At 68.4% G+C, this 19,277-nt stretch carries 15 protein-coding genes; 9 read left to right on the top strand and 6 right to left on the bottom strand.

Going from position 1 to position 19,277, the window contains the following annotated elements; all coding sequences use genetic code 11:
* Positions 1-2: 2 nt before the first annotated feature.
* Positions 3-2,930, bottom strand: a complete 2,928-nt coding sequence (locus AB0C30_RS02935) for a glycoside hydrolase family 48 protein (RefSeq protein ID WP_357938910.1) — start codon at positions 2,928-2,930, stop codon at positions 3-5.
* A gap of 272 nt (positions 2,931-3,202) precedes the next feature.
* Here AB0C30_RS02935 and AB0C30_RS02930 point away from each other — a divergent pair, with 272 nt between their 5' ends.
* A complete protein-coding gene (locus AB0C30_RS02930; protein ID WP_357938908.1) occupies positions 3,203-5,551 on the top strand; it encodes a glycoside hydrolase family 6 protein in 2,349 nt (782 codons plus the stop codon).
* Positions 5,552-5,770: 219 nt separating this feature from the next.
* On the opposite strand, the gene AB0C30_RS02925 is transcribed toward AB0C30_RS02930, so the two are convergent.
* Complete coding sequence (locus tag AB0C30_RS02925; RefSeq protein WP_357939749.1) at positions 5,771-6,400, bottom strand: PRC-barrel domain-containing protein; 630 nt, start codon at positions 6,398-6,400, stop codon at positions 5,771-5,773.
* Between the two features lie 306 nt (positions 6,401-6,706).
* Between AB0C30_RS02925 and AB0C30_RS02920 the strand changes: the two genes are divergently transcribed.
* Entirely contained in the window at positions 6,707-7,111 is a 405-nt protein-coding gene (locus tag AB0C30_RS02920; protein WP_357938906.1) for an STAS domain-containing protein, read from the top strand.
* A gap of 4 nt (positions 7,112-7,115) precedes the next feature.
* On the opposite strand, the gene AB0C30_RS02915 is transcribed toward AB0C30_RS02920, so the two are convergent.
* Positions 7,116-7,943, bottom strand: a complete 828-nt coding sequence (locus tag AB0C30_RS02915; protein WP_357938904.1) for a hypothetical protein — start codon at positions 7,941-7,943, stop codon at positions 7,116-7,118.
* Positions 7,944-8,084: 141 nt separating this feature from the next.
* Complete coding sequence (locus AB0C30_RS02910; RefSeq protein WP_357938902.1) at positions 8,085-8,564, bottom strand: ATP-binding protein; 480 nt, start codon at positions 8,562-8,564, stop codon at positions 8,085-8,087.
* A 301-nt stretch (positions 8,565-8,865) separates the two neighbouring features.
* Here AB0C30_RS02910 and AB0C30_RS02905 point away from each other — a divergent pair, with 301 nt between their 5' ends.
* The 5 genes from AB0C30_RS02905 to AB0C30_RS02885 are packed head-to-tail and all read left to right on the top strand — an operon-like array spanning position 8,866 to position 15,906.
* Positions 8,866-9,915 carry a polyprenyl synthetase family protein gene (locus tag AB0C30_RS02905; RefSeq protein ID WP_357938900.1) on the top strand — a complete coding sequence of 350 codons (1,050 nt, stop codon included), beginning with the start codon at positions 8,866-8,868 and terminating at the stop codon, positions 9,913-9,915.
* A gap of 11 nt (positions 9,916-9,926) precedes the next feature.
* Complete coding sequence (locus AB0C30_RS02900) at positions 9,927-10,868, top strand: 4-hydroxy-3-methylbut-2-enyl diphosphate reductase (RefSeq protein ID WP_357938898.1); 942 nt, start codon at positions 9,927-9,929, stop codon at positions 10,866-10,868.
* Between the two features lie 28 nt (positions 10,869-10,896).
* Entirely contained in the window at positions 10,897-12,294 is a 1,398-nt protein-coding gene (locus tag AB0C30_RS02895; RefSeq protein WP_357938896.1) for a family 2B encapsulin nanocompartment shell protein, read from the top strand.
* Between the two features lie 43 nt (positions 12,295-12,337).
* Positions 12,338-13,720, top strand: a complete 1,383-nt coding sequence (locus AB0C30_RS02890; protein ID WP_357938894.1) for a family 2B encapsulin nanocompartment shell protein — start codon at positions 12,338-12,340, stop codon at positions 13,718-13,720.
* A complete protein-coding gene (locus AB0C30_RS02885) occupies positions 13,720-15,906 on the top strand; it encodes a terpene synthase family protein (RefSeq protein WP_357938892.1) in 2,187 nt (728 codons plus the stop codon). The genes AB0C30_RS02890 and AB0C30_RS02885 overlap by 1 nt, the downstream gene beginning before the upstream one ends.
* Positions 15,907-15,955: 49 nt before the next feature.
* Here the strand turns inward: AB0C30_RS02885 and AB0C30_RS02880 are convergent, their stop codons facing one another.
* Entirely contained in the window at positions 15,956-16,291 is a 336-nt protein-coding gene (locus tag AB0C30_RS02880) for an STAS domain-containing protein (protein WP_357938890.1), read from the bottom strand.
* Positions 16,292-16,863: 572 nt separating this feature from the next.
* Between AB0C30_RS02880 and AB0C30_RS02875 the strand changes: the two genes are divergently transcribed.
* Positions 16,864-17,829 carry an NlpC/P60 family protein gene (locus tag AB0C30_RS02875; RefSeq protein WP_357938888.1) on the top strand — a complete coding sequence of 322 codons (966 nt, stop codon included), beginning with the start codon at positions 16,864-16,866 and terminating at the stop codon, positions 17,827-17,829.
* Between the two features lie 230 nt (positions 17,830-18,059).
* Here the strand turns inward: AB0C30_RS02875 and AB0C30_RS02870 are convergent, their stop codons facing one another.
* Positions 18,060-18,296, bottom strand: a complete 237-nt coding sequence (locus tag AB0C30_RS02870; protein WP_357938886.1) for a hypothetical protein — start codon at positions 18,294-18,296, stop codon at positions 18,060-18,062.
* A 403-nt stretch (positions 18,297-18,699) separates the two neighbouring features.
* Between AB0C30_RS02870 and AB0C30_RS02865 the strand changes: the two genes are divergently transcribed.
* Positions 18,700-19,188, top strand: coding sequence for a hypothetical protein (locus AB0C30_RS02865; protein ID WP_357938884.1), 489 nt, complete (start codon positions 18,700-18,702; stop codon positions 19,186-19,188).
* Positions 19,189-19,277 lie beyond the last annotated feature (89 nt).

Genomic DNA, 19,277 nt, shown 5'->3' with positions numbered 1-19,277 from the left:
GATCACGGGAAGAGCCGTCCGTACTCGGCCAGGGCGACGGCTACGTCCACCTGCGCCCAGAACCGGTGATAGTTGAAGACCGGCGCCGGGCCCGTGCCCTTGAGGAAGGCGTCGACCCTCGCGTAGTCGGGGTCGTTCTTGTAGAAGGACCTGATCGACAGGAACGTCGAGCTGGAGTTGATCGGGTCGCCGTTCGGCATGGTGCCGCTCCAGCCCGGCGGGACGTACACCGGGTCGCCGACGCGCTTGTAGTCCGTCTTGGTCTCCGGCACCGACACGCCCTTGGCGTCGCGGTACTTCCAGACACCGTCGAGCAGCGCCTTGGCCGTGGTCCTGGCCGCCGTGTGGTTGGCCTTGGCGGCGTAGTACATCAGGGCCTTGGCGTAGGCGCCGGCGACGCCGACGTCCTGCGTGTAGTCCACGATCGACACGTGCAGGCCCGGGTTGGCGGCGGGCATGCCGCTCGTGGAGCTGAAGTCGCTCGCGGGCTGGCCGGTCCAGTGCAGCGTGGACGGGATCTGGTAGCTGCCGTCCGCGTTGACCGTGGTGTTGGCCAGCGCCCAGGTGACCCACTTGTCGAGCAGCGTCTTGGCGTTGGCGTTGCCGGTGGCGTAGTAGTACTCGGCCACCCGCTCCATCGTCCACGCCTGGAAGCCGAACCACTGGTTGGACGGCGGGTCGTGGTAGACGGGCTGCCAGTCATAGGTCATGCCGAAGAACTTGGGCAGACCGGCCGGCGGCGTCCCGTAGTGGCCTTCCCAGCTGTTGGTCGCGCCACCGGCGATGGCGCCTTCGGCCGACTGCAGCCAGGTGTAGAACTGCAGCTGCCGCGTCAGGCTGGTGCTCCAGTCGGTGGCGCCGGTCGAGCTCTTGGGCTTGAGCTCGGCGACGTTCGCCAGGGCCCAGGCGGCCAGCGGGTTCTGGTAGCCGGAGTGGTTGTGGCTGGAGCCGATCCGCCAGGCCCATCCGGCGTTCGCGTCGGTCGCGCCGCCCCAGGCGTAATACCAGGACAGCAGGTAGTTGGAGGCGTCCTTGCCGGTGCCCGCCGCGCAGGACGGGCTGGTGCAGCCGGGCTTCTTGAAGTACTTGTCGTACATCGCGTACCGCAGGTAGTCGCCCATCTTCGCGGCCTTGGCGACCGACCCCGAGATCTGCGACTCCTTGCCCTGCGCCTTGGCCCAGGTCTGCGCCCAGTACGCCGCCTGCACGGCCCGCGCGTCGGCGTCGGGGGCGTTGGTGTACTTCCACTGCTTGGCGTACGAGTTGTCCTTGACGAACAGGTCGAGATAGCCGTTGGGGCCGCCGAACTTGAACTGGTCGCAGGACGGCTGCGGGATCGTCTCGAAGACCGACTCCTCGGGGCCGCGCTGGTAGGTGTTGATGTAGGCGGGCTTGGTGGTGCCGTCGCCGCAGCGGCCGAAGCCGTAGGTGTTGTCGACGTCCAGCAGCCAGTGCATGCCGTAGATGTCGGCGGTGCCGTACGCGCTCTTCAGCTCGTTGGCGATCGGGTCGGAGCCTACGCTCACGCTGGTGTCCAGCGGTGACGGGTAGTTGTTGATCGAGGTGGACTCGGGGATGTACGTAGCCGGCTTCGACGGAGTGTAGAAGGAGTTGGTCGGCTGGTCGGCCGTGGCCGGGATGATGTACTTCTCCATCGTCGCCCAGGCGGTGTTGAACTTGGCCCAGTCACCGGTGATCTGCCCGTAGACCGCCTCCAGCCACAGGTAATAGCTGAACGCCTCCGACGTGGTCTCGTGCCCCTGGTCGGGCGCCTCGACCATGAAGGTCTCCAGCGAGTGGTACGGCACGCCCTCGGGCGAGAAGTAGCCGTTGGCCGGGTCGTGCAGCTCGTTGTAGAGCTCGGTGAACCGCCTGACGTACTCGTTGTCGCCACCCGGTAGATCGTCGTCGGCCTCGGTGGCGGTGACCGTGATCGGGCTGTAGCCACTGGCGCTCACCGTGAACGTGGCCGAGCCGGCGGTCGTGTCGGTGTCGTCGGCGGCGGCCAGGGTGACGTTCTGCGCGGTGTTCCAGTTGGCGGTGGTGAAGGTCAGGCTGGCGCCCGAGCTGACCGTGAGGTCGGTGTCACCGCTGGTCCGCGCGGTGGCGACGGTCACGGTGCCGGTGGGCGCCCTCGACAGCCGGACGCCGAACGCCGCGGTGCCCTTCTCCGGCACGGCCAGGCTCGTGGGGCTCACCACGAGCGCCGGCGTGTTGTCGGCCGTCACGGTGATCCCGACGGGCGAGGAGGTGGTGGTGGCGCCGAGGTTGTCGGTGGCCCTGGCGGTGATCGAGTAGCTGCCGGCGGGCACGTTCGGCCAGCTGTAGGCGTACGGGGCGGCGGTGTCGCTGTTCAGCAGCGTGGTGCCCTGGTAGAAGTCGACCTTGGCGATCGTGCCGTCGGAGTCCGCGGCGGTCGCGGCGATCGGCACCGTGGCGGGCGCCGCGAACGTCTGCCCGGCGCTCGGCGAGGTCAGCGCCACGGTCGGCGGCTTGTTGACGCCGGCGCCCCCGCAGGTGACGCCGTTGACGGTGAAGGCGGTGGGCTTCGGATTGCTGCCGGTGAAGGTGCCGTTGAAGCCGATGTTGGTGGAGGCGCCGGTGGCCAGGTTGCCGTTCCAGTCGAGGCTCTTGGCGGTGACGGCCTGGTTGTTCTGCGCCCAGGTGGCGCTCCAGCCCTGGCTGAGCTTCTGCGTGGTCGTGGGGAAACTGAAGCCGAGCGTCCAGCCGTTGATCGGGTCGCCGGTGTTCTTGATGGTGACGCTGGCGGTGAAGCCGGGGCTCCAGTCATTGGTGGTGTACGTCACCTCGCAGGCGACGGCCGCGCTGGCGGGCGCGGCCGTCAGCGCGGTGGTCGCCCCGGCTATGAGGACAAGCGCAAAAGCCGGTGCGAGCCGCCTTCTCAGGCGCGCGAGCATTGTGTACGACACGAGGTCTCCATGGGAGTAGGGGGTGGGAGCGCTCCCAAAATGGATTGTGGGTGGCCAAATGGAGATGTCAACGGAATGCCGTCCCGGTAACCCGCATATTTCCCCTCACCTGGCTGCGTGGCATGAAAGTTTCATGGACGTTCCGCGACATTCGGCGAGCATGCCGGGTCGCGGCGCAGCCGCTCTTCACCGCACGCTGTACACATCCGTGAGCACGGCTCAGTATGGGAGCGCTCCCACACATCAGCTCTAGCTCCTGGAGATGATTGCTCGTGAAACTCCACCGCGGCCTGCGCAGATGGGCCGTGACCGCGACCGCCGCCTGCCTGGCGACCTTAGGTCTCGTCGCCGGCCAGACCACGGCCGCACAGGCCGCGGTCGCCTGTGACGTCGCCTACACGCCCAACACGTGGACGACGAGTCCGGGGCAGGGCGGCTTCACCGCGAACATCACACTCAAGAACCTCGGTGACCCCCTCACCGCATGGACGCTGGCCTTCGACTTCCCCACCGCCGGGCAGAAGTACGTCCCTAGCGGCTGGGGCGCCAACTGGAGCCAGACCGCGACCCGCGTCACCGGGCAGAACCTGTCGTACAACGGCAACCTCGCCACCGGCGCCTCGACCAACATCGGCTTCAACGGCACGTGGAGCGGCAGCAACCCGAACCCGGCCTCCTTCAGCGTCAACAACGTGACCTGTGGCGGCGGCAATCCGACGACGCCCTCGGTCGTCACCTCCGCGAGCTCGGTGTCCGTCAACGAGGGCGGCACGGCGACCTTCACCGCCAAGCTGTCGGCCGCGCCCACCGCCAACGTGACCGTCGCCACCACCCGGACCAGCGGCGACACGGACCTGACCGTGAGCTCCGGCGGCTCGCTCACCTTCACCCCGAGCAACTGGAACACCGCCCAGACCGTGACCCTCGCGGCGGCCCAGGACTCCGACACCGCCAACGGCACGGCGGCCTTCAGCGTCGGCGGAACCGGCGTCACCGCCGCCACCGTCAACGCCACCGAGGTCGACGACGACACCACGCAGACGCAGTCGCTGGTCGTGACCCCGACCGCGGTGACCGTGCCCGAAGGCGGCAGCGCCACCTACACGGTCAAGCCGGCCATCCAGCCGTCGGCGAACCTGACCGTCACCTCCACGGCCGGCAGCGGCGACGCCGACCTCACCGTGACCTCGGGCGGCTCGCTCACCTTCACCTCCGCCAACTGGAACACCGCCCAGACCGTGACCGTGGGCGCGGCCCAGGACTCCGACAGCACCAACGGCACGCGTACCTTCACCGTCGCCTCCAGCGGTCTGACCAGCCGGACGGTCACCGCCACCGAGGCGGATGACGACGGCACGCCGACCCCCGGGCACGTCGACAACCCGTACGCGGGCGCCACCGGCTACGTCAACCCCAACTGGAAGGCCAAGGCCGCGGCCGAGCCGGGCGGTGCCGCGGTGGCCAACACCTCCACCGCCGTGTGGCTGGACCGCATCGCCGCCATCGCCGGCAGCTCGTCGGTCATGGGCCTGCGGGCGCATCTGGACGCGGCCGTCACGCAGGACGCCGCCAACGGCTCCGCGCCGCTGACCGTCCAGTTCGTCATCTATGACCTGCCCAACCGCGACTGCTCGGCGCTGGCCTCCAACGGCGAGCTGCTCGTCGCGGAGAACGGGCTCAACCGCTACAAGACCGAGTACATCGACCCGATCGCCGCCATCATGAGCGACTCGAAGTACGCGAACCTGCGGATCGTCACGATCATCGAGCCCGACTCGCTGCCCAACCTGGTCACCAACCTGAGCTTCCCCAAGTGCGCCGAGGCCAACTCCACCGGTGCCTACGTCCAGGGCGTCCAGTACGCGCTGAACAAGCTGCACGCGATGTCGAACGTCTACACCTACATCGACGCCGCCCACCACGCGTGGCTCGGCTGGGACTCGAACTTCAACCCGTCGGTCAACCTCTTCTACTCCACCGCGGCCGGCGCTGCCGCCGGGGTGGACAGCGTGGACGGATTCATCGTCAACACCGCGAACACCTCCGTCACCAAGGAGCTGTACTTCAACATCAACACCACGGTGAACGGCACCTCGGTCCGGCAGTCCAAGTGGGTCGACTGGAACTGGTACGTGGACGAGACGTCCTTCGCCCAGGCCCTGCGCACCGCGCTGATCGGCAAGGGCTTCAAGCCGGGGCTCGGCATGCTGATCGACACCTCGCGCAACGGCTGGGGCGGCAGCGCCCGCCCGAGCGGCCCGAGCACCTCGACGGACGTCAACACCTTCGTCGACCAGTCACGCATCGACCGGCGCATCCACGCCGGCAACTGGTGCAACCAGAGCGGCGCGGGCCTCGGCGCGCGGCCGACCGCCAACCCCGACTCCGGCCTGGACGCCTACGTGTGGGTCAAGCCCCCCGGCGAGTCGGACGGCGCCAGCACGGACATCCCGAACGACGAGGGCAAGAAGTTCGACCGGATGTGCGACCCCACCTACACCGGCAACGACCTCAACGGCCACAACCTGACGGGCGCGCTGCCCAACGCGCCGCTGTCCGGCCAGTGGTTCTCCGCCCAGTTCCGCCAACTGCTCCAGAACGCCTACCCGCCCGTCTCCTGACGAGCACCTGCCCGTCCGTCTCCTGACGAACGCTTACCCGTCCGTCTCTTGACGGCCGCTCGTCCGCCGGTCCCCTGACGAACGCCTGCCCGTCCGTCGCCCGGCGGCCATGACGAAGGCCCAGGCCGATTCTTCGGCCTGGGCCTTCGCTCAACCACCCGCTCAACCGCCCGCTCACCCTGCGGCTGTCGTCTTGGTGCGCGTTCGCCCGCGCCACCGTCAGGGGGGCGGAACGTCGTCGTCCTGCTCGTTCGCGTAGTCGCCGCTGTCGAGCGGCATGCGATCCGGCTCCCGCTCCGCCTCGAACCGCTCACCGCGGTACTGGCCGGCCACCTCCGGCCGCTTCTTCCCGCGGCGGCTGCGCAGGTAGTCGACAGGGCTCGTCGCCGTCTGGTCCCCTTCGAGCGGCACGGGCTCCTCGGCGACCTCGACCTCCACGTACTTGTAGATGTGTACCTGGGCCGTCTCCTCGCCCTCGTCACGCGTCTCGTGGCCGCCGAACCCCGTGCCCGGCTCGGCCGTCCGCTGCGACGGCACGCCCGTGGGCCGGATGCCGTAGTGCCGGTAGAGCCTGGCCTCTTCCTCCAGCGAGAGGCGGCCGTCGATGTCGATGTTGGGCGCGTCCTTGATGGTGTCCTTGTCGAAGGGAACGCGGATCTCCTCTCCCGACCGGCGGGCGTTCATCAACGGGACGAATGTCTGCCTCATCCCGAAAAGCCCTGTGCGTACGGTCACCCACTCGGGCTCCCCCGTGCTGTCGCTGAGATAGACCTGCCCCACCTTTCCGATCTCCTCGCCGTCCGCACCGATGACACGGCTGCCGAGCAGGCTGCGGATCTCTGTTTGCATGGCCACGGCGATCCCCCCGAGTCTCGTCCGTCTGCCCGGCGGGCGCACCGACCGGGCTCAAAGTGAACGAATACCCCCAAACCTCGCAAAACCACACCTTCTACGCGAGGTTTGGGTCCACCTTGGGTACTGCTTTGGACGGATAAATAGCTAAAGAGCGGGCGAATTACTGTTCGGAGAAAGGGAGGTATTCAGTCGCCAGTAAGGCGATATCCCGCCACGAAACGACTATCGTGCAGGCATGGCGAGCTATCCCCCTATGCAGCCGGGTCTGGCCGCTGCCATGCATGGCCAATGGACCACCCCATGTCCTGGCTGACCTACGCCTGCCAGCACCTGCCCGGCGCGACGGTGATCGCCGTCGGCGGCGAGCTGGACGCCACGAACGAGGGCAGGCTCGACGCCTTCATCCGGGAGTGCCGCCAGCGGCCCGGCGATCACCTCGTGTTCGACCTCGCGGAAGTGCACTTCATGGACAGCGCCGGGCTCCGGCTGCTGCTCAGCACCTATACCTTCTCCCGGCAGCACGGTGGCAGCGTCCGCCTGGCGGCACTGCAGCCCATGCCGGCCCGGATCGTCGAGGTCACCCGGATAGGCGAGCACCTGCCGGTCCACAGCACCCTCCAGGACGCTCTCACCGCCGCGCTGTCCCCGCCGGAGCCTCCCCACCGTCGTCCCCTCACGGGCAACGGCGGCTCCGGGGCGGCATGATGGGTCAGCTCTTCTTGGGCTTGGTCGCCTCCTCGTCCTTGACCAGGCTCCCGCAGGTGTAGCCCGGCTCCCGCTCGGGATCGAGGCGGATGTCCCCCAGGTTCGTCGACTCGGCCGGTCGACGGAAGGTGGTCATGTAGTCGCAGTCGTAGAAGACGTACGTGCCGTCGCTCTCGCCGAGCAGCATGAGGTCGCGCCCGTCGTACAACGGCTTGTCGTCACCGTCCTTCACCACCACCCACTGGTCCTGGAACCCCACCAGGCCCAGCAGATCGTTGGCCTGCCCGGTCGTCCGTACGTCCGCCGCGCCCATGAGCAGCCCGACGAGCAGGACCATACCCAGCCCGATGCCGGTGAGGGCGCCCACGAGCACCTTCATTCCGGCCCGGCCGACCGGCTTGCGGCGCAGCAGCCGGAACGGCACCACGAACGCCAGGACCCCGAGCACCAGGGCGCCCAGCACGTGCAGCGGCGAGATCTCCATGGTGAACAGGTAGATGGTGCTGAGATAGGTCACCCCGCACCAGGCGGCGGCGATGACCGCCGCGATCCATGGCCGCCGCCTGACGGCCTGGACGAGCCGGTTCACCGCGCCGCCCGTCACCTTGTCGAGCAGCCACCCCACCGCCACCAGGACTCCGATAACGGGCAGTAGGAGGAGCAGGAGCATGATCAGCGTGCCCATGAGCCGCCCTAGCAGGACGGACTGGTCGATCCCCGCTTGTTCGGGATTGATGTCGAAGACCCAGTACATCTGCTGAATGCCCAGGTACAGCATCGCGTACAGCCCGACGCCCACCGGGACCACCACGGAGCCGATGAGCTCCAGCATCCCCACGACACTGCCGGACGCCTCCTCCTCCGCCGGAGGGCGAGGGGGGATATCAGTTGGCTCCTGAGAGAGCTGTTGCGTAGTCACAGAGGATGACCATGCAGTGAGATGGTTGAATTTTGGTTGATATCGGATAAATAGTTACGCCCGAAAACCGTGATGCTGCTTCTTCCCGCTCCCTGCCGCCACTCTGATCCGCCTGATCGGCGCGCGCTGCAGCGCTATGTGGGCCAGGCGCGGCAGCCACATCGTGAGCCGGACCGTGGTGCCCTTGGGGCCGGTGTGGAAGCTGGCGCCGTCGCACAGAGTGCGGATGAGATAGATGCCCCGGCCGGTGGGCGCGATGTCGGGCGGCCGCCGGCGCTCGTCGACGTACTCGTCGGGGATGCCCGAGCCCTCGTCGAGGGTCTCCGAGCGGAGCATCCGGTCGCCCGTCCACAGCGTGAAGTGCCCGCGCCCGCCGCCGTGCTCCACGGCGTTGATGATGCTCTCGTGCACGGCGAGGATGTAGTCCTCCAGCCGCGCGCCGCTCAGCCCGCAGTCCGCCGCCCGCTCCGCCACGGACTGGCGTAGCCCGGTCACTTCATCGATGGTGAAGGACTGGGCCAGCAGGGTGCGCATGACAAGCTCCTCATCTCCGCCGGGCGGAGGACCACGTCGAATGACAACCCTTCGCCCTGCCCGCCACTCCGCGCATTACACCGTCAACCGGCATTCGTCCAGGAAACAACCCCGGTTATCCCGTGGCGAGCTCCCCCTCCGTGCCGCGAACGCGGTTTCCGGGGTCGGTCAACACGCCCGACGAGGCGGGCGGATCGGGCACCTCCCGTCGCTCCAAGAGCCAGCAAAAAGGCACTTTACACTCTCCGTATTGGATGAGTAACTATTGGTGGCGGACGCTTTACAGAAGGAGCCCTGCAGCATGGCGGTCGGCGGATGGCAAGACCCCGTGGGACCTCGCATCGACAAGCGCCTCAATGGATTCCTGGACGACTGGCGCGCGCCTGTGTCCGATCCGGACGTGGCGGCGGCGTACGAGCTGCTGACGAGCTTCATCCTCAGCGGCGGCAAGCGGATCCGCCCGCAGCTGTGCTACTGGGGCTGGCGGGGAGCCGGAGGCGACGACTGCGACGAGATCATCAGTGCGGCGGCGGCGCTTGAGCTCTGCCACGCCGGGCTGCTCATCCACGACGACATCATGGACGGCAGCGACATGCGGCGGGGCCGCTCGACGATCCACCGCAGCCTGGCCGACCTGCACGAGGGGCCGGGCGCCGAGGCGTTCGGCCAGGCGGGCGGGATCCTGCTCGGCGCGCTCAGCCTGGCCTGGTCGGACGCGCTGCTGTCGTCGTGCGGCGTGGAACCGGCCCGGCTGCACGGCGCCCACCACGTGTTCGACGCCATGCGCACCGAGGTCATCAGCGGCCAATATCTCGACATCCTCGGCCAGCTCCGAGCGGGGGCCACGGTGTCGGCGGCGCTGACGGTGATCCGCTACAAGACCGCCAAGTACACCGTCGAGCGCCCCCTGCAGATCGGCGGCGCCCTGGCCGGCGCGGAACCCGACCTGCTCGACTCCTACTCGCGCTTCGGCGTGCCGATCGGCGAGGCGTTCCAGTTGCGCGACGACGTGCTCGGCACGTTCGGCTCCTCGGCCGACACCGGCAAGTCGGCACTCGACGACATGCGTGAGGGCAAGAACACCGTCCTGATCGCGCATGCCCTGAGACGGGCGACGCCCGCGCAGCTGTCCTACCTGCGCAGCTGGCACGGCAACCAGGAGCTGACGGAGGAGCGGGCGGCGGAGCTGCGCGGGATCCTGCTCGACACCGGCGCGCTGGCCGAGGTCGAGGACATGATCGACCAGCGGGTACACGAGGCCGCCAAGGCGCTGGAGGCGGCGCCCATCACTTCCGAGGCGCGCGACGCGCTGACCGTGCTGGCCGGCCAGCTCGCGCACCGGGACCGGTAGGAGCGAACATCATGGGACGAGTACTTCTGGCGGCCCCGCGCGGCTATTGCGCGGGTGTGGAACGTGCCATCGACACCGTCGAGGAGACCCTCAGACGCTACGGACCGCCCGTCTACGTGCGCAAACAGATCGTGCACAACACCTACGTGGTCGACGACCTCAGCGGCCGGGGCGCGATCTTCGTCGACGAGCTCGACGAGGTCCCTGAGGGCGCCCTGGTCGTCTTCTCGGCGCACGGCGTCTCGCCCGCGATCAAGCACGAGGCGGCCGGTCGAGGTCTGCGCACGATCGACGCGACCTGCCCGCTGGTCACCAAGGTGCACAGAGAGGCCGTACGCCTGGCCGAGTCGGGCTACGAGATCGTGCTCATCGGCCACGCGGTGCACGAGGAGGTGGAGGGCACCGTCGGCGAGGCGCCCGACCGCATCCACGTGGTCGATCCGGCCCGGCCCGACGAGCTGACAGGCGCCGGCTCGGCCAGGATGAGCTGGCTGTCGCAGACCACGCTGGCGGTCGAGGAGACCATGGACGCCGTCGCCCGGCTGCGCGAGCGCTTCCCCCAGCTCATCGACCCGCCGAGCGACGACATCTGCTACGCCAGCCAGAACCGCCAGGAGGCGATCACCAGGATCGCCGCCCAGTGCGACCTGGTCATCGTCGTCGGCTCCGCCAACTCATCCAACTCGCGGCGCCTCGTCGAGGTGGCCGTGAACGCCGGCGCGCGGGCGGCCCACCTGGTCGACCGGGCCGGCGACGCCGACGAGCGCTGGCTCGACGGCGTACGGACCGTCGGCGTGACCTCGGGCGCCTCGGTCCCAGAAGAGCTGGTCGGCCAGTTGCTGGCCTGGCTCGCCGCCCGCGGCTACGCCGACGTGGAGCCGGTGACGCTCGCCGAAGAGACCCTCAAGTTCTCCCTCCCGCCCGAACTCCGAGCCACTCAAAACCCCGGCTAGCAAACCCTCTAAAGATTGGTGGTGCACGATGACCGAAACGACCGAGTCGACCGAGGCCAACGGCCAGCAGCTCAGCCTCAGCACCGATGCCGCCAAGAACCTGGCGACGACCACGAAGACCGCCCCGCAGATGCAGGAGATCACCTCCCGCTGGCTGCTCAAGCTGTTGCCGTGGGTGCAGACCTCCGGTGGCGTCTTCCGGGTCAACCGCCGGCTGACCTACACCCTGGGCGACGGTCGCATCACGTTCACCACCAGTGGCGCGGACGTGCGCGTCATCCCGGCGGAGCTCACCGAGCTGCATCAGCTGCGCGGCTTCAGCGACGGCGAGGTCCTGCAGTCGCTCGCCGACGGGTTCAGCCAGCGCGAGTACGAGTCGGGCGAGGAGATCGTCCGTGAGGGCGCTCCCCTCGACCAGCTGGTCCTGATCGCCCATGGCCGGGTGGCCAAGACCGGCCGCGGCGCGTACGACGATGAGCAGAACCTCGGCGTGCTGGCCGACGGCGACCACTTCGGCGAGGAGTTGCTGGGCGAGCCGGGCCAGTGGGGGTTCTCGGCGACGGCCAAGACCGCCTGTACCGTGCTCACGCTCTCGCGGCAGAACCTGCAGGCGGTCCTCGACCGGTCCCCCGCGCTCCGCGCCCACCTGCGCAACACCCGGGACGCCGAAGGACGCTCACAGAACGCCTATGGCGAGGCGGCGATCGAGCTGGCCGCCGGACACACCGGCGAGCCCGCACTGCCCGGCACGTTCGTCGACTACGAACTCAGTCCCCGCGAGTACGAACTGAGCGTCGCCCAGACCGTCCTACGGGTGCACAGCAGGGTCTCCGACCTGTACAACCAGCCGATGAACCAGCTCGACCAGCAGCTCCGGCTGACCGTCGAGGCACTACGCGAACGCCAGGAACACGAGCTGATCAACAGCCGCGAGTTCGGGCTGCTGCACAACGCCGATCTCAGCCAGCGCATCCGCACCCGCGGCGGCGCTCCCACGCCCGACGACCTCGACGACCTGCTGTCCACGGTCTGGAAGGAGCCCGCCTTCTTCCTCGCGCACCCGCAGGCCATCGCGGCCATCGGCAGGGAGTGCAGCAAGCGCGGCATCTACCCGCAGGCCAGCGAGGTCAACGGGCACCGCATCCCGGCCTGGCGCGGGGTGCCGATCTTCCCGTGCAACAAGATCCCGATCACCGGCACCCGGACGACCTCCATCCTGCTCATGCGCACCGGACACGAGAACCAGGGCGTTGTCGGCCTGCACCAGACCGGCATCCCCGACGAATACCAGCCCAGCTTGTCGGTGCGTTTCATGAACATCAATGAGAAAGCCGTCATCTCCTACCTGGTCACTGCCTACTTCTCCGCGGCCGTACTCGTTCCTGACGCACTCGGCATTCTCGAAGACGTCGCACTCGGCAGCTGAGCGCGGATCGGTTCACCCGGCCCAATGATTGGCGGTGTTTCGGTTGACGGAATTGGACCAGCGGGACTCAAGGCAGAGCCTGGGCACGGAGGCGGCACGCCGGCTCGCCACCACGACCAAGACTGCCCCGCAGATGCGGGAGATCTCTTCACGCTGGCTGCTGCGGGCGCTTCCGTGGGTACAAACCGCAGCCGGCACCTACCGGGTGAACCGCCGGCTCACCTATCAGGTCGGCGGCGGCCGGGTCAGCTTCGCCCGCGCGGGCGCTGCGACGCGGGTGATCCCGCCCAGCCTGACCGAGCTGCCGCTGCTGCACGGGTTCGACGGCGACCCGCTGCTCGACACCCTGGCCGGGGAGTTCGAGCAGCGGGAATACGCGCGGGGCGAGACGATCGTGCAGGAGGGCCGCCCGGCCGACGCTCTCCTGCTCCTCGCGCACGGCAAGGCCGACAAGCTGCAGACCGGCCCGTACGGCACCAGCGTCCTGCGGGAGACGCTGGCGGACGGCGATCACACGGGCCACGACCTCCCCGAGCGGGAGGACCGGTGGCCGTACACGCTCAGGGCCGCCACCACCTGCACGGTGCTGCTCCTGCCCTGGGCGGTGTTCCGCGCGCTGACGGCGGTCTCGCCGACGCTGCGGGCGCAGATCGAGGCGCATCGGGACCGGCGGGCCCGGCCGCAGAACAAGCACGGCGAGGCGGCGATCGAGCTGGCCGCCGGACACACCGGCGAGCCCGCACTGCCCGGCACGTTCGTCGACTACGAACTCAGCCCCCGCGAGTACGAACTGAGCCTCGCCCAAACCGTCCTACGGGTGCACAGCAGGGTCTCCGACCTGTACAACCAGCCGATGAACCAGCTCGATCAGCAACTCCGGCTGAGCATCGAGGCACTACGCGAACGCCAGGAGTACGAGCTGGTCACCAACCGGGACTTCGGGCTGCTGCACAACGTCGATGCCCGGCAGCGGATCTCCACGTACGGCGGCCCGCCTACGCCCGACGATCTCGACGAACTGCTCAGCCGCAGGAAGAAGACCCGTTATTACCTGGCCCATCCCCGCGCCATCGCCGCCTTCGGCCGGCAGTGCAACGCGCGCGGGGTCTACCCCGACACCGTCCAGCTCGACGGCAGCAGGCTGACAGCCTGGCGCGGGGTGCCGATCCTGCCCTGCGACAAGATCCCGATCAGCCCGGAGGGCACCACCTCGATCTTCGCGTTCAGGACCGGCGAGGAGGACTCGGGCGTCGTCGGCCTGCATCAGACCGGCATTCCGGATGAGTACCAGCCAGGGCTCAGCGTCCGCCTGGCCGGCGTCGACGGGAAGGGGATCATGTCGTACCTGGTCAGTGCCTATTACTCGGCCGCGGTCCTGCTACCCGACGCGCTGGGCATGCTCGAGAACGTCGAGGTGATGGGCTGATGACGCGTTCCGTGGATGGGGAGTCGGCCCAGCCATTCGAGCTGCCGGACTTCTACCTTCCGTATCCGGCCCGCCTCAACCCGCACGTCGAGGAGGCGCGCGCGCAGTCCAGGCAGTGGGCGCGCGGCATGGGCATGCTGGAAGGCTCGGGCATCTGGGAGCAGGCCGACCTCGACGCCCACGACTACGCCCTGCTGTGCGGCTACACCCACCCCGACTGCGACGGCGCCGAGCTCTCGCTGATCACCGACTGGTACGTCTGGGTCTTCTTCTTCGACGACCACTTCCTGGAGGCCTTCAAGCGCGGCCACGACCGTGAGGGCGGCAAGCGCTACCTGGACCGGCTGCCCGCCTTCATGCCGATGGACCTGTCGTGCGCGACGCCGGAGCCGACCAATCCGGTCGAGGCGGGGCTGGCCGACCTGTGGGCCCGTACGGTCCCCGCCAGGTCGCTCGCCTGGCGGGAGCGCTTCGCCGAGAGCACCCGCAACCTGCTGAACGAGTCGCTCTGGGAGCTGTCCAACATCAACGCGGGCCGGGTGCCCAATCCGATCGAGTACATCGAGATGCGGCGCAAGGTCGGCGGGGCGCCATGGTCGGCCGGGCTGGTCGAGCACGCCGTGGGGGCCGAGGTCCCGGCGCGCGTCGCCGGCTCCCGGCCGATGCGGGTGCTGCGCGACGCCTTCGCCGACGCGGTGCACCTGCGGAACGACCTGTTCTCCTACCAGCGGGAGACCCAGGACGAGGGCGAGCTGAGCAACGGCGTCCTCGTGCTGGAGAAGTTCCTCGGCTGCACCACGCAGGAGGCCGCCGACGCGGTCAACGACCTGCTCACCTCGCGGCTGCAGCAGTTCGAGCACACCGTGTTCACCGAGTTGGGCCCGCTCTTCGTGGAGCAGGGCCTCGACCCGCTCTCCTGCGCGGGCGTGCTGGCCTACGTCAAGGGGCTGCAGGACTGGCAGTCGGGCGGCCACGAATGGCACATGTCCTCCAGCCGCTACATGAACGAGCGCGCGACCCGCAGAACGCTGGGCACGACCTCGATCGTCGACCTGCTCGGCGCGAAGCGGATCCGCAGCTTCACCCACGTCCCGCACACGCCCGTCGGCCCGTCGCGGATCCCCGACTTCTACATGCCGTTCGAGGTCAGCGGGTCGCCCCACCTGGAGACCGCCCGCCTGAACCTGGTCGCCTGGGCGCGCGCGATGGGGATACTCGAAGCGCAGCCGGGCGTCACCGGCTCGGCCGTCTGGGACGAGCAGAAGCTCGTCGACTACGACTTGGCGCTGTGCGCCTCCGGGCTCCATCCCGACGGGACCCTGGAGGAGCTGGACCTGGCCTCGGCCTGGCTGGCGTGGGGGACGTACGGTGACGACTACTTCCCCGTCGTCTTCGGCCGATCCCGCAACCTGGCCGCCGCCCGCGCCACCGTCGACCGGTTCGGCGCCTTCATGCCGCTCGACGGCTCGGCTCCCCCGGCGCCGATGACCGCTCTGGAGCGGGGGCTGTCCGACCTCTGGACCCGTACGGCGGGGCCGATGAGCACGAACGCGCGGCGCAGGTTCCGCGCGGCCATCGAGGACATGTGCGCGTCGTGGCTCTGGGAGCTGGACAACCAGCTGCTGAACCGGGTGCCCGACCCCGTCGACTACATCGAGATGCGGCGGCTGACCTTCGGCTCCGACCTGACCATGAGCCTGTGCCGCCTGACCCGCGAGGATGAGATCCCGGAGGAGGTCCATCGGACCGGGTCGATGATCTCGCTGAACAACGCGGCTTCTGACTACGCCACCCTGCTCAACGACGTCTTCTCGTACCAGAAGGAGATCGAGTTCGAGGGTGAGCTGCACAACGGCGTGCTGGTCGTCCAGAACTTCTTCGACTGTGACTACCCGGTGGCGCTCGGCATCGTCGCCGATCTGATGACGTCCCGGATGAAGGAGTTCGAGCATGTCTTCGCGTACGAGTTCCCGGTCATGTACGACGACCTCCGGCTGAACGGGGAGGCCCGCGCGGCCGTCGACGGCTACGTGGCGGAGCTGCGCGACTGGATGGCGGGCATCCTCAGGTGGCATCGCGACTGCCATCGCTATGACGAGGCGTCGCTACGGCGCCACCACCGGCCGCCCGAGTGGCGGCTGGGCGGGCCGACGGGCCTGGGCACCTCGGCGGCGATGATCGTCTGACCCGGCTTGGGCCGTGTGGGCGGCGTGTTTCGTGTGTGCCGTGCGGGTGTCAGTGCCATCCCAGCAGGTTCAGGAGATGTCGCTGGAACGGCGTGAGGTTACGCAGGTGTATCCAGCGCTCGGCAGGGTCGAGCATCGGCATGGCCAGCACGCGCAGGCCTGACAGATCGATGAACGTGAGCTCGCCGGTGTCGACGATGATGTGCGTCTCACCCTCGCGGGCGGCGGCCAGGGTCCGGGCGAGAGCGCAGCTGTTGGTGATGTCGATCTCGCCGCGCAGCGCCAGCGCCGGAACCTCGCACCTGGCCCGCTGGGAGATGCGCAGCTGGTCGTCCTCGTACAGCAGGCGCTCCGACGTTTCGGCCGCCTCGCCGTTCACAGTCATCGCACCCCCCAATCAGACCTCACGCATGGGGGTTGTCCTCGACACGAACCCGGTCTCACATTACACGAAGTATGTTTCACCACCTGATATGCACGAAAATATGGTCGTATTACAGCTAAGTCATGAACAATCCGGCAGCAGGATCTTCCGCCGTCCGGGACTCGCACCAGCGACTGCGCGACCCGCTGGATCCCCGAGCGGAAGGTCACGCAGTCGGTCGCGGCCGATCTAGAAGCGCTCGGCGACACAATCACCACGGCATCGGACCGCCCATTGGGTAAATTGATCAACCCGTTCAGGCGGTCGAAGAATTGTCGAGAGAACGGCATTATCAACGCGCCGAACAAATAACCCACCGACTAATTTCCACCCACCTGCGACTAGCCCTGAAGCGAGCTCTCTATTCAAATTCTTTAGCACTTGATCACCATTCGCGCCAAATGTCCGACCAGTCGTGATTTATCGACATATCGCCGTGTGGACAAACTTCAGCTTATAGCCATATGTGGGCCCCGCCTGGCTAAAGGGCGTTTTATCCCCCAAGGGGATGAGGAACGCTCCCTGGAGTGAACGTGAAACGGGCCCTGCTGCTGACGGTCCTGGCGTGCGGCTCGCTCGTGGCGCCGGACTCCGGCACCGCGACGGCCGGCGTCCGGCAGGCGTGCGAAAAGGGCACCGGGCGTTGCCCGCAGGCGGCAGGGACCGACCGCGCGGCAGCTGGAGGCGCAGCGGCCGGACGCGCGGCAACTGGCGGCGTGGCAGCTGGCGGTGCGGCGGCTGGAGGCGTCGCCGTGCGGGCCGCGCTGGGGATGCTCGGCGTCCCCTATTCGTGGGGCGGCGGCGGGCCCCAGGGCCCCGGCTACGGCATCGGACACGGCAAGAAGACCAAGGGCTTCGACTGCTCGGGGCTCACGGAGTACGCCTGGGCGAACGCGGGCGTGTCGATCGGCACGACGACGCACGAGCAGTGGCGGTCAGGGGCCAGGGTGCCCAAGGAGCAGGTCGCGCCAGGGGACCTCGTCTTCTACGACAGCAAACCGCGACGCCAGGGACCAGAGCACGTGGGGCTGGCCGTGGACGGCACGCGGATCGTCGACGCTCCGTTCACCGGGGAGGTCGTCCGCCTCGACCCGCTGAACAAGCCGCATTTCATGGGGGTGATCCGTCCCGGAACCGTCCATCCCGAGACCGTCTACCCCGAGACCGTCCGTCCCGAGAGCGCACGTCCTGGCAGCGCACTTCCCAGCAGTGGACGTCCCAGCAGCGCGCGTCGCAGCAGTCCGCCGTCCGGCAGCGCGCGATCCACCAGCGGGCCTTCCAAGGGCGCGCCTTCCGCTAGGCGCGGGCATTCCGGCAGACACGGCGGCTCCGCCAAGGGCGGGCACTCCGGCAGGCGCGGGCACTCTGGCAGACACGGCGGCTCCGCCAGGCACGGGCACTCCGCCAAGGGCGGGCATTCCGGCAGGGGCAGGCATTCGGCCAGGCGCGGGCATTCCAGCAGCCGGCGGAAGGGGAGCACCTCGCGGCCCGGGTCGTGATCGCGATCGTGACCCGGGCCGCTCGGCGTTCCGTCTCGGTGCGCATCCGAGCGGAGTCCGTGGCCTCGCGAGTATCCACGGAGATGGTTCAGGCGGATCGCCCAAGCGTCGATCCGGCGGAAGGTGCGGCCGGCAGCCCTACGGCATGTGCCCGTGGGGCCCTACGGCATGCCGGGCGGCATGTGCCCGTGGAGCCGGGAGCGGACCTTCCCGCCTATGCCGCGATGGTGTCAGCGGTTGTTGTTCAGCAGGTGAAGGTTGACGTCCTGCAGGTTCGCGGTCGTCGGAATGTTGGTGTACTTGGCCGCGTCGCTCACCCCGGTGAGGTTGTCCAGGGTGCTGAGCTGGCTCAGCAAGGACGGGGCGCCGATGTAGGGGTTCGGGCCGACGTCGGCCGAAGCCGCGGAGACGCAGAAGCCGAGAGCGGCGCCCGCGATGGCTGCACCAGCGAGAATGCGACGGATCATGTTTGTTTCCTCCGTTTGATGGGCGCGGAATTCCCGGCGCCTTAGTCGTTTTGTGCAGGGCTGTGAAGGTGCCGCCAATAACAATCGCGGCAGCCGATCGATGTCGCAACCCAAAAACGCCTGCTCGCGGTCAAGGAGGCGCCTCGTTTTCTTGGCATTCGACTTTCCGAGCTCACCGGCCGGCGAACTGCATATGCGCTTGCCTCGTACACGGCTAAACGAGTTTCATTTATCCGCGCATCGAGAATGATTGGCTTATCGCGCGGGCCGGTTTAGCAAGGATCACCCCGGGCTTGGCACCACTACACCGAACGATGTAGCGCGACCGCCGCCCGTTGGGGGACGTCCGGGACGAATCCACCGATCAAGATGGGCCGGAGTCCGCGAATCCGGAGGTCGAGCGGTGGTCGAGATAACAAATCGGGTCATACGGCCGCGCGTACGCAAGGGCGTGCTCGTCGTTCACGTCATCACGTCGGTCGCGTTGCTCGGCGAGGTGTGGGGGCTCGTCGTGCTGAACACCGTGGCGACGGTGACGGACGATCTCGGGCTCGCCCACGCGGCCTACCGGCTGATGCCGAGCCTGGTGTTCGCGGGCGGCATCCCGCTCAGCCTCACCGCGCTGGCCACCGGCATCACGCTCGGCCTGACCAGTCACTGGGGGCTGGCCCGCCATTACTGGGTGCTGGCCAAGCTGGTGCTGCTGGTGTCGGTCATCTGCCTGGGGATGTTCCTGTTCGACCCCGAGGGGATGGCCGCCGCGACCGAGGGCGCGACGCGGCCTGCCGAGGGCCGTCAGTGGGGACAGGTCGCGGTACTGGGCGGACAGCTGGCCATGTTGCTGACCGCCACCACGCTGTCTGTGCTCAAGCCACGGGGACGGGTGCGATAAGTCCGCGCCCACAGCGGCGGGACACGTCCGATAAGTCCGCCCCAAAGCTGCGGGACGGGTCCGATAAGTCCGCCCCAAAGCTGCGGTAG

The sequence above is a fragment of the Nonomuraea sp. NPDC048901 genome (assembly GCF_040649695.1).
Lineage (GTDB): Bacteria > Actinomycetota > Actinomycetes > Streptosporangiales > Streptosporangiaceae > Nonomuraea.
The sequence above is the reverse complement of the archived record's forward strand: the minus strand, read 5'-3'. Positions and strand labels throughout refer to the sequence as shown.

Excerpts from the sequence above, each read along its gene's own strand:
- AB0C30_RS02925 (WP_357939749.1), bottom strand. The coding sequence starts at position 6,400 with ATGCAAACAGAGATCCGCAGCCTGCTCGGCAGCCGTGTCATCGGTGCG.
- AB0C30_RS02920 (WP_357938906.1), top strand. The coding sequence starts at position 6,707 with ATGTCCTGGCTGACCTACGCCTGCCAGCACCTGCCCGGCGCGACGGTG.
- AB0C30_RS02915 (WP_357938904.1), bottom strand. The coding sequence starts at position 7,943 with ATGCTGGAGCTCATCGGCTCCGTGGTGGTCCCGGTGGGCGTCGGGCTG.
- AB0C30_RS02910 (WP_357938902.1), bottom strand. The coding sequence starts at position 8,564 with ATGCGCACCCTGCTGGCCCAGTCCTTCACCATCGATGAAGTGACCGGG.
- AB0C30_RS02905 (WP_357938900.1), top strand. The coding sequence starts at position 8,866 with ATGGCGGTCGGCGGATGGCAAGACCCCGTGGGACCTCGCATCGACAAG.
- AB0C30_RS02900 (WP_357938898.1), top strand. The coding sequence starts at position 9,927 with ATGGGACGAGTACTTCTGGCGGCCCCGCGCGGCTATTGCGCGGGTGTG.
- AB0C30_RS02895 (WP_357938896.1), top strand. The coding sequence starts at position 10,897 with ATGACCGAAACGACCGAGTCGACCGAGGCCAACGGCCAGCAGCTCAGC.
- AB0C30_RS02885 (WP_357938892.1), top strand. The coding sequence starts at position 13,720 with ATGACGCGTTCCGTGGATGGGGAGTCGGCCCAGCCATTCGAGCTGCCG.
- AB0C30_RS02880 (WP_357938890.1), bottom strand. The coding sequence starts at position 16,291 with ATGACTGTGAACGGCGAGGCGGCCGAAACGTCGGAGCGCCTGCTGTAC.
- AB0C30_RS02870 (WP_357938886.1), bottom strand. The coding sequence starts at position 18,296 with ATGATCCGTCGCATTCTCGCTGGTGCAGCCATCGCGGGCGCCGCTCTC.